At 32.3% G+C, this 11,297-nt stretch carries 9 protein-coding genes; 3 read left to right on the top strand and 6 right to left on the bottom strand.

The features are described from left to right. Positions 1–30 precede the first annotated feature (30 nt). From HXZ74_RS06845 to HXZ74_RS06825, 5 genes are all read right to left on the bottom strand, one after another. A complete protein-coding gene (locus HXZ74_RS06845; protein WP_286474524.1) occupies positions 31–420 on the bottom strand; it encodes a hypothetical protein in 390 nt (129 codons plus the stop codon). A 9-nt stretch (positions 421–429) separates the two neighbouring features. Next, positions 430–1,401: an SPFH domain-containing protein gene (locus HXZ74_RS06840; protein ID WP_180905499.1), complete on the bottom strand. Its 972-nt coding sequence runs from the start codon at positions 1,399–1,401 to the stop codon at positions 430–432. Between the two features lie 58 nt (positions 1,402–1,459). After that, complete coding sequence (locus HXZ74_RS06835; RefSeq protein ID WP_280038109.1) at positions 1,460–1,786, bottom strand: iron-sulfur cluster assembly protein; 327 nt, start codon at positions 1,784–1,786, stop codon at positions 1,460–1,462. A 196-nt stretch (positions 1,787–1,982) separates the two neighbouring features. Continuing rightward, entirely contained in the window at positions 1,983–3,149 is a 1,167-nt protein-coding gene (locus tag HXZ74_RS06830; RefSeq protein ID WP_286474522.1) for a beta-helix domain-containing protein, read from the bottom strand. Between the two features lie 36 nt (positions 3,150–3,185). Further along, positions 3,186–5,993, bottom strand: a complete 2,808-nt coding sequence (locus tag HXZ74_RS06825; RefSeq protein WP_286474520.1) for a TonB-dependent receptor domain-containing protein — start codon at positions 5,991–5,993, stop codon at positions 3,186–3,188. Between the two features lie 148 nt (positions 5,994–6,141). Between HXZ74_RS06825 and HXZ74_RS06820 the strand changes: the two genes are divergently transcribed. Continuing rightward, positions 6,142–6,822, top strand: a complete 681-nt coding sequence (locus HXZ74_RS06820) for a response regulator transcription factor (protein ID WP_125348867.1) — start codon at positions 6,142–6,144, stop codon at positions 6,820–6,822. A gap of 9 nt (positions 6,823–6,831) precedes the next feature. After that, complete coding sequence (locus HXZ74_RS06815) at positions 6,832–7,860, top strand: sensor histidine kinase (RefSeq protein WP_038336818.1); 1,029 nt, start codon at positions 6,832–6,834, stop codon at positions 7,858–7,860. A 2-nt stretch (positions 7,861–7,862) separates the two neighbouring features. On the opposite strand, the gene HXZ74_RS06810 is transcribed toward HXZ74_RS06815, so the two are convergent. Next, positions 7,863–8,264, bottom strand: coding sequence for a hypothetical protein (locus HXZ74_RS06810; protein ID WP_038336819.1), 402 nt, complete (start codon positions 8,262–8,264; stop codon positions 7,863–7,865). Between the two features lie 110 nt (positions 8,265–8,374). Between HXZ74_RS06810 and leuS the strand changes: the two genes are divergently transcribed. Next, positions 8,375–11,233, top strand: a complete 2,859-nt coding sequence (leuS, locus tag HXZ74_RS06805) for a leucine--tRNA ligase (protein ID WP_286474517.1) — start codon at positions 8,375–8,377, stop codon at positions 11,231–11,233. Positions 11,234–11,297: the final 64 nt, after the last annotated feature.

The raw sequence follows: 11,297 nt of genomic DNA, 5'->3' as shown, positions 1-11,297 counted from the left end.
CTTCGATGAAGTGGCTTTTACTTTTGATAATTATCTCTTTAAAACTTCTATAAATTTTCCTTGTTGATTCTTTTCTAAATTAATTTTTAAAATGTAATTCTTCTTTTTAATTAAAAAATAGTCTTTTCCTTTCATTTTAAAAACTGTATCTCCTTTTTCGATTGAATCACTCACACTTGAAAACCATCTACCATCATTAAAAGTATCGAGTTTATTCGTTTCTGGATTATTCCCTATAATTGTAAAAAATACTGATATTACTCTATCATCTTTATAATTTTTATTAGAAATAATATTTACAGAATAATCTAATTCAGTTTGATTTTGTCCATTTGTAAAATCAATTTTACAGAATAATAAATAAAAAACTATTAGTAAGAAAACAAATATTATTACTTTACTATTAAGAATTTTACTCATTACATTTTTCTAAGGATGTTCTGGAAAAGTAAACGAATCACCTTGATTTGGTTTATTTTTTCGTTGAGTTGGATTGTCTTCTTTTGTTATTTGATGCTCATTCAATTCATGTGCTGCTGTAAACGAAGTAACCATTGTATTCAGCATTTCCGAAGCGGCAGTTGGCGAATTTGGTAACAAAACTAATTTGCTTCCAGATTTTTCTCCAATCGCTTGCAATGTATCATAATGTTGCGTCACCACAATTAACGCAGAAGCTTCTTGCGACGTAATTCCTGCTCCATTCAATACATCAACCGATTCTAATAAACCTTTTGCAATTTCACGACGTTGATCCGCAATACCTTGTCCTTGCAAACGCTTCGATTCTGCTTCGGCTCTTGCTTTTTCTACAATCAAAATACGTGCAGCATCACCTTCATATTGCGCCGCTAATTTTTCACGTTCAGCTGCATTAATACGGTTCATCGCATGTTTTACTTGCTCATCTGGATCAATATCGGTTACCAACGTTTTGACAATTTCGTAACCATATGAATTCATAGCTTCTTGCAATTCACTTTTTACAGCAACCGCAATATCATCTTTCTTCTCGAAAACATCATCTAAACGAAGTTTTGGAACCTCAGCTCGAACAACGTCAAAAACGAAAGAAGTTATTTGTGTATAAGGATTATCTAATTTGTAAAATGCATCATAAACTTGAGTTTTGATGACTTGATATTGAACAGAAACTTTCAATCGAACAAATACATCATCTTTTGTCTTCGTTTCGACAACAACATCTAATTGTTGAATTTTAAGAGACATTTTTCCAGCAATTCTGTCTACAATCGGAATTTTGAATTGTAATCCTGGGTTACGAATACTATTAAATTTCCCGAAACGCTCAATAACAACCGCAGTTTGTTGTTTTACTGTAAAGACGAATAAAAAAAGGAAAATAATTCCAAGAAAAACGATCACGCCTAAATATCCCATAAGTTTTAGTGTTTTGAATTTGTTGGATTAAGATACAAAAAAAATTAGGAATGTTAAGTTATAACATTCCTAATTCGAATTTTGCTTCTTCGCTCATCATATCTCTATCCCAAGGTGGATCGAACGTAATTTCTACGTAACATTTCGTTACATATTCTATCTCTTCTACGCGCTGTTCTACCTCTACAGGTAAACTTTCAGCCACAGGACAGTTTGGAGATGTAAGGGTCATGGTAACTTTTACTTCACCATCTGCATTCACCTGTGCATCGTAAACCAATCCCAATTCATATATATCAACTGGAATCTCAGGATCGTAAACTGTTTTGAATTTTTCAACCAATTTTTCTCCAATCGAATCTAATTGTTGTTCTGTTAATGCCATTGTTATCAACTGTTATTGTTCTGCAAATGTACAAATAGTTTAGCTTACGTGGAATTTTTCTAAATAACTATTTTTAATGACTTAAAATAAAATAGTTATAATAGAAGAAAATCGCTTCTTTGGAGAACCCAAAAAAGCGATTTACAAACACGAAGAACTTTTTTATAAGAAAAGTTTTTTCTTTATATGGATTTAATTATAGACCTACTGTCCATCCTTTTGCCCAAGTTGGTGTATCTACACCATTTCCAGCTCCAGTATTATCTGCTTTTGCATAAGCTTTTGATACATCTACAGCAGTACCAGCAGAAGATTTACCTGTAGCTTCTACTCCAACGTTTATGAATTGAACGTTTTTCAAAAATAAATCATTCGGAATCCAAGAAATTGTAGCATCATGCTCGATATCGATACCTTTAGCCCAGTTTGCTAAAACAAAATTCTCAAATTTTCCTTTTGTACCAACACGTAATTTCATTGCTTGATTTTCTCCTTCTCCTACATAATCTTTACCTAAACCGATTAAAGTAGCATATCTAATTGTAGGATTTGCAATTGGAGTTAAAGTATGATTACTTGAATTGTTATCAGCCTCTATACCTCTATTTCCTTTACTACGACCTTCTTTTCCGTACCAATATTCGTTTGTACCAACCCAACCTTCTGTCCAGTCAAATTGATCATCTTCGTTTTCATTTGATACGATATATTTTGTATTAACAGTTCCACCAAAGAATTCGATTCCGTCATCAGAACCTGCATACATTTGTACATATTCAATTTTAGTTCCGTTACCTACACCGAATAAAGAAAGTCCATTAAACTCTTTTTCAGAATTATAAATAGCTCCAGCATATTCAATACGAGTATATGTTATTGTACCAGAATTATCATTTGCAACATCACCACCATATGTTAATTCAGAAACCTCAGCAGTAGCTGTTTTTGCTTTGTTAATTGGTGCTTTACCACATAAAACTACTCCACCCCAAGAACCTGGTGCTTTTTTGTCTGATGTAAATACAACTGGTTTAGCAGAAGTTCCGTTAGAAAATATTTTACCACCTTGTGCTACTGCAATATAAGAAGATGTACCACCGTTTGCAACAATTTGTGTACCAGCAGGAATTGTTAATTCAGCACCGTCGTTAACCTGAATTTTCCCTGTTAAATAATATACTTTTGATGGATCTAAAGTAATTTTATCTCCACTTTTTAATTCACCTTTAAAATCAGCAGGATTCGCAACAAAGCCAGAAGGATTTGTATCGATATCTCCGTTATCGTCGTTATTACTACAGCTTGTTAAGGCTAATGTAGAAAATGCTCCTACTAAAAATAGTTTTAAAATTGATTTTTTCATAATTAAATGTTTTATTGTGTTTGTTTTATTTTGTTTTTAAAATTGATAGTTAACAGATAAACCGAAGTTCATTCCTTTTTTATAACTTAATGTTTTTACATCTCCATTCAAATTCTCTTGTACACGGTCTATTGTAGGGTTTAATAAGTTTTTAGCAGAAAAATTGATTCCGATATTTTTATTCAATTTTGAACGTAAAATGAAATCTAATGTGCTAAATCCTTTATCTACTTGATTTCCTCTTGTTTCAGTTCCAAGCGCATAAATACGATCAGAGAAATAGTTGTAAGCCACTGTTGCCATTACGCTTCCTCCACTTGCCCATTTCTTAGAATAAGATAAATCTGCATTTGTAATAAACTTAGAAGCTCCTGTAAATGCATCTTCTGCATTTGTAAAATTGGTATTGATTCGTTGTCCATTAAACAATGTTTCTTTGTATACTTTTTCATTGTTTAATTCTTGATTAGAATACATATAAGCACCATTAAACCCAACTGTTAATTGTTCTGGATTCGATATTTTATTATCTAAAATTGCTTTTCTAACCTCTAATTCTGCACCAACTGCATATCCCCAATCTCCTGTATTTGCATAGGAAATATCATTAGATGATGAAGCAATTGTTGTTGTATTGATTGGGTCTTGAATATATTTTCCGAAACCTCCCAAAGAAATTACTTCTCCACTTTTCGGAAACCATTCCCATTTAATATCTGCATTATAATTTGTCGATGGATACAACATTGGATTTCCACGGAAAGTTTCTGTCACATCTTCATAAACAAACATAGCTGTTTCCTTAAATTGAGGAAGTGTATATGTTTTAGATGTTGCAAAACGTAAGTTTTGGTTATCTGTTAATTTATAACGTAACATCAAACTTGGTAATAATTCGAATTGATCGAATGAGTTTTTACCTTGTGATAAAGCTGTGTACCAATCGATGCTTTGTTTAAGATATTCTGCACGAACGCCCAAAACTGCTGTTAATCGATCTGTAAAATTATATTCTACCTCAGCAAAACCTACTTGTATATCTTTTTGTCCACTGTAAACTTGAGATCTGTAGCTTCCGTCAGATTTGATATCAAACGTTGTGATTTCGAAACCTGAACCATAATTTGATTGATTGAAGAAAGCATCTAAATTATTTGGGTCAACTTGAATTCCACTTCTCAAAATTTTGAAGTTAAATTGATTCGCTTCAAAATCTCTTTCTTTATGTCTACCTTGGTATCCAATAGAAATTTTAGCTTTATAGTCTTTCAAATCTCCACCAAAAACGCGATTATATTCCAAGTTCGCAGAAACCTCGTTCTCATTAAGATTTTGATAATAACGGTTACTTAACGAAGCATCTTGAGAAGCTAACACATATTGTCCAGATTGCTTATCCAAACGCATTGTATTTTGTAAACGGTCTGGCATATCTTGTTTCACTGTATTGTAAGAAACGCCCCAATGAAACTCAGATTTATCATCTAATCTGTGATCTCCTAATAATTGATTGACAAAAACTTGGTTTCTTTCGTAAGTTCCGCGACGAATAAATCCATTATTATCTTCCGCTAAATCTCTAATAAATCCTTTATATTCTTGTAAACTTTGAGAAGTGTTATTAATAAAAATACTATTTGCTCTTAATCTATTATTTGGATTAAAATCATAATACAAATTAACCATTCCTGTTGTATTCGTATTATAACTATCTTTTGTATAATCGTTGAAACCTTTCAAATTATTTCCTTGAGCATCAACAGAACGAGCTAAACCTTTCTCGATACTTTGAGCTGAGTTATCAAAAGCAGCTGTTGCAAAGAATCCGAATTTTGCTCCGTTTTCAAACTTGTAACTTTTTCCTCCTTTTATATTGAAACCTCCTGCTACAGCAGATTTAGATTGCGGATTGAAACTATTTGTAAAGTGATATCCAGTTGTTGCATTTGCTGGAATTTTTGTTTTTTGAAAACCAAACCAATTTGGTCCATCTTGCAAATTGAAATTTTTATTTGTAATCGCATTAGAATTTAAATTTAATCCTGTTCCGATTTCTAATAAACCATTTCCTTCGTATAATTTTGATTCAATATCGATATTTGCTCCTCCAAAATCAGCCATCATTCTTACATTGAATGTTTTGCTCAACGAAATATAATCAATAACGTCTGTTGGAAATAAATCCAATTTAACATTCTTGTTACTAGGATTTTCTGACGGAATTGGTAAACCATTCAATGAAGTATAATTATAACGATCTCCCAATCCACGTACAAAAACGTCTCCTGTTCCTTCTTGTTTCGTTACACCAGCCATTTTCGCAACTGCCGAAGCCGCATCACTTACACCTTTACGATCCAATTCTGCTGCACCAATATTCTCCACCATTTTTACAGATTTTTTCTGTATATTAAGTAAAGAAGCTTCTCCAGATTTATCTTTTCTACCTGTTACAACAGCAGTTGATAAATCAATCTTTGTATCTTTTAAATCTTCTGGTTTCAAATACATATTTAATGTATTCGAATCTGATAAATTTTGAGAAACAGATTGATAACCGTCTACTTTAATATCCAGTTGATACGTATCATCTGGAACAGAAATTTCGTAGTGACCTTTATCGTCTGTTTTTGCTTGAATATTTAATCCTTCAACCACAAAAGTTTTTTCAGAAAGTGGTTGGTTTGTTTTTTGATCAAATAAAGTTCCTTCTAATTTAATATTAGTCTGTGCAAAAAGTGCTGCCGAACCTAATAATAAAAGTAAAGTTAAATTGCGTTTCATTGCGATTGTATAATTCGTGTTTGTTTGATGGCAAAGTTGCTGCAATCCAATGAAAAACATTTTTAGAAATTGTAAAGGTTTTGTTAGGTAATTGTTATGAAATTATCGTAACTTTAAATGAATGTTAAGAAATGTTTTTACCTAATTTCTCCTAAAATTTAAGCTTAATTTTACATCGACTAATTTTATTTAGTTATTACAAACAATTATGAAGAACATTAAAATTTTATTAGTTGACGACGAACCAGATATCTTAGAATTCATTGGTTACAACTTAAAAAAAGAAGGTTTTGAAGTAGAAACAGCTCAAAACGGATTAGAAGGTTTGAAACACGCCAAAATTTTTCGCCCAGATTTGATTCTATTAGATGTAATGATGCCACAAATGGACGGAATGGAAATGTGTGCAGAGTTGAGAAAATTAGATTCTTTTCAAGATACTTTGGTCGTTTTTCTTTCTGCTCGTGCCGAAGATTTTTCTCAATTAGCTGGCTATGATGCTGGTGCAAATGATTATATTTTAAAGCCTATCAAACCAAAAGTTTTAATTAGTAAACTAAATGCTTTATTGAAATTAAAACAACCTAACGAAGCGGCAAAAGACGAATTCATCAAATTGAATAATTTCGAGATTAACCGCGAAACCTATAAAGTAAATTACCAAGGACAAGACTTTTTGTTACCTCGAAAAGAATTTGAATTGATTGCTTTATTAGCTTCAAATCCAGAACGTGTTTTCAAACGTGAAGAAATTTTGGAGAAAGTTTGGGGAAATGAAGTTGTAGTTGGCGGACGTACAATTGACGTACATATGCGCAAATTACGCGAAAAATTTGGGAACGATCGTTTCTCTACAATCAAAGGAATTGGATACAAAATAAATGACTAAAAGCTCGTAATGGCTTCAACTTTCAAAGTTCAAAACATCTTTCTATTTGCCTTTCTCAGTACATTATTCTTGGCTTTAGGATTTGTTTTGTTCTCTTTTTTATGGTTTGGAAATATTGATTTTATTCTCCAAGAAAAACTATTTTTCATTAGTTTAATGCTTCTTTTATTGATTGGATTATCAATATTTTATTGGTTTTCTTTAAAAAATCAACGAAGAAAAGATTTTACTGAAATCTCGAAAAATATTCCACAATTTCAATCCAGCACAATGGATTTTGAAGAACTTTCTCAAAAAATTTCTACAATTACAGAAGATCAATCCAAAGAAATTGATGTTTTGAATGAGAGAGAAAATTACAGAAGAGATTTTCTTGGAAATATTTCGCATGAATTAAAAACGCCCCTTTTTTCAGTTCAGGGATATTTATTAACCTTGATTGAAGGTGGAGTTGAAGATGAATCTATTCGCGATAAATACTTAAACCGAATCAATAAATCGGTTGATCGATTGATTTATTTGGTCAAAGATTTGGACATGATTGCAGAGCTTGAACGTGGACGAATCAATATCGAATTTTCAGTTTTCAACTTGACGGCGCTTGTACAAGACGTTATTGATTTATTAGAAATTAAAGCTGAAAAAAATAACATCAAAATTTCTCTAAATTATCCTATTCATCAACCAATAAAAGTTGTAGGTGATATTCAGAAAATTCAACAGGTTTTAATCAATTTGATCGTAAACGCCATCAATTATTCTAATCCAAATACAGAAATTGACATCGATTTTGAAGAATATGATGATAAAATTCAAATCTCAATAAAAGATCAAGGCGTTGGGATAAAACAAGAAGACATTGACCGAATTTTCGAACGTTTTTATCGAATTGATAAATCTCGAAATCGTAACAATGGTGGATCTGGATTAGGTTTGGCAATTGTAAAACATATTTTAGAAGCTCATAAACAGAAAATTTATGTGACAAGTAAAATAGGAAAAGGCTCTACTTTTTCGTTCTATTTACAGAAAGCTTAATACTATTCTCGCTTCGTAAACTTCAAGGTAATGTTGTGTTTAAAAACTTTCAACGTGTCGTTTTTTGCCTCTTTCCACAAAAAATAAGGAGGTTTCAAATTCAATACATTTCCTTTTACAGCCAATGAATCCTCAAAAAGTTCAGCATAAAGAACTGTATCTTTTTTTAAGAATGCTTTGTCTTTATAATCAATCAAATAATAATCACTTCTGACATAAATAGGATCTTTGACACGAAGTGTTGAATCCTTTTTATCAAAATTCCATTTGATATTAATAGGATTAAAACCATCTTCGTACCCCACAAAAATACGTGTTGTATTTACAATATGACGAACAGAAAAAATAAGGACAGTAAAAAAAATAAGGATACCGATATAATATAATATCAATTCTTTTTTCATGGATTTGGTTTAGTTGTTGATTGTTAATGTACAAATATCGCCATTCTATCCTAAAAGATACATAAAAAATGTAAATTTGCATAAATTTAATTTTAATATAACTTCCAATAATGCAATATAATCCGAATGAAATCGAACCAAAATGGCAAAAATTTTGGATTGAAGACAAGACGTTCAAAGCTGAAAATCAATCAGAAAAACCTAAATTTTACGTATTAGATATGTTTCCTTATCCTTCTGGAGCAGGATTACACGTAGGTCATCCACTTGGATACATTGCGTCTGATATATATTCTCGATACAAAAAATTAAAGGGTTTCAACGTTTTACACCCAATGGGTTACGATTCTTTTGGTTTGCCTGCGGAACAATATGCGATTCAAACTGGTCAACATCCTGCGATTACAACAACAACGAATATCGAAGGTGGTGTTGATAAACAAGGAAATGTGATTGCTGGTTACGAAAACCAAATGAAAAAAATTGGTTTGGGATACGATTGGGATCGTGAAATCAGAACTTCAGAACCTGAATATTATAAATGGACACAATGGATTTTCAATCAATTATTTGATTCTTATTATGATAATTCAACTGATAAAGCTGAATCTATTTCAAAATTAGTTGAAACATTCAAAACTGAAGGTAATGCGAATGTAAACGCTGTGGCGGATGATGATATCGAAATCTTTACAGCAGAGCAATGGAATGCCTATTCTGAAAAAGAACAACAAGCAATTTTATTAAAATATCGTTTAACTTTCTTAGCAGAAGCAGAAGTAAACTGGTGTCCAGATTTAGGAACTGTTTTAGCGAATGACGAAGTAATTAACGGATTATCTGAACGTGGAGGATTCCCTGTTGTGCGAAAAAAAATGACACAATGGATGATGCGTATCACGGCTTATGCAGATCGTTTGTTAACTAGTTTGGATAAATTAGATTGGCCAGATCCAATCAAAGAATCACAAAAAAACTGGATTGGTAAATCGACTGGAGCAAGTATCGAATTTCTAATTTCTAATTTCGACGATGCTAAAATTGAAGTATTTACAACTCGTCCTGATACTGTTTTCGGTGTTTCTTATGTGACTTTAGCGCCAGAGCATCCTTTGGTATCTCAAATTACAACTACAGAGCACAAAGGAAAAGTTGATTCTTATGTCGATTATACTTCAAAACGTTCGGAGCGTGATCGTTTAGCAGATGCTAAAAATATTACGGGAGAATTTACGGGCGCTTATGCCATTCATCCTTTCACAGGAAAACAACTTCCGATTTGGATTGGTGATTATGTATTAGCTTCTTATGGAACGGGTGCTGTAATGGCTGTTCCAGCTGGTGACGAACGTGATTTTGCTTTTGCAAATCATTTCAATTTACCAATTATTAATATTTTCAAAGGAAAAGATATTTCTGAAGCTGCTTTTACAGAAAAAGGTGGATTCGAATTACAAGATTCTGATTTCTTAAACGGATTAGATTATAAACAAGCGGTTGCAAAAGCAATTGAAGCTTTAGAAGAAAAAGGTTTTGGACAAGGAAAAACAAACTTCCGTTTACGCGAAGCAGTTTTCTCTCGTCAACGTTATTGGGGAGAGCCGGTTCCGGTTTACTTCAAAGACGAAATGCCTTATACAATTCCAACAGCAGCATTGCCAATTATTTTACCAGAAGTTGACGAATATTTGCCAACAAAAGATGGTGAGCCACCATTAGGACGTGCGACAAAATGGGCTTTTGATACAACAACAAACGAAGTTGTAGACAATAGTTTAATCAACAATGAAACAATTTTCCCTATCGAATTGAACACTATGCCAGGTTGGGCAGGTTCTTCTTGGTATTGGTTACGTTACATGGATGCAAAAAATGACAACGAGTTTGTATCAAAAGAAGCGGTTGATTATTGGCAAAATGTAGATTTGTACATGGGTGGATCTGAGCACGCGACTGGTCACTTGTTGTATTCTCGTTTTTGGCAAAAATTCTTGTTTGATAAAGGATTCGTTCCTACAGATGAATATGCAAAAAAACTGATTAACCAAGGAATGATTTTGGGAATGACCGCTTATGCATATAGAATTAATGGAACAAATACTTTTGTTTCCAAATCTTTGAAAGATCAGCATGAAACAACTCCAATCCGTATTGATGTTAAGTTGTTAAAAGATGGAGGCGACGAATTAGATACAGAAAAATTCAAAACTTGGAGAGAAGATTTTGCTAATGCAGAATTTATCTTAGAGGATGGTAAATACATCACAGGACGCGAGGTTGAAAAGATGTCAAAATCTTATTACAATGTTTTAAATCCTGATGATATTTGTAATCAATATGGAGCAGATTCTTTACGTTTATACGAAATGTTTTTAGGTCCAGTTGAGCAATCTAAACCATGGAATACACAAGGTTTATCTGGCGTTTATTCATTCTTGAAAAAATTCTGGAGATTGTATCATTCAGGAGCAGAAGAAACATTCTTCGTTTCAGAAGATGAGCCAACAAAAGAAGAAATGAAAGTGTTGCATCAAACCATCAAAAAGGTGGACGAAGATGTAAACAATTTCTCTTTTAATACATCGGTTTCTACTTTTATGATTGCAGCAAATGAATTAGGAAAATTAAAAACAACTAAACGTGCAATTTTAGAGCCTTTGGCAATTATTATTTCGCCTTATGCACCGCATATTGCAGAAGAATTATGGTCAAAATTAGGTCATGAAACATCAATTGCGCATGCAGATTTTCCTGTTTTCGAAGAAAAATGGTTAGTTGCAGATGCAAAAGAATATCCAGTTTCATTCAATGGTAAAATGAAATTCTTGTTAGAATTACCTTTATCGTTGTCAAAAGATGAAATTCAAGAAATTGTAATGAATGACGAACGTACCATCAAACAATTGGGTGATCGTACACCGAAAAACATTATTATTGTTCCTGGAAAAATCATTAATATCGTTGGATAAAATTCGTCAGTTCGAGTGATTTTTAGAAATGAAATGTATAAAAATTGTATCGAGAACAGAATTT

Source organism: Empedobacter sp. R750 (assembly GCF_030324345.1).
In the GTDB taxonomy this organism is placed as follows: Bacteria; Bacteroidota; Bacteroidia; order Flavobacteriales; family Weeksellaceae; genus Empedobacter; species Empedobacter falsenii_C.
This window is presented reverse-complemented; position numbering and strand designations above follow the sequence as displayed.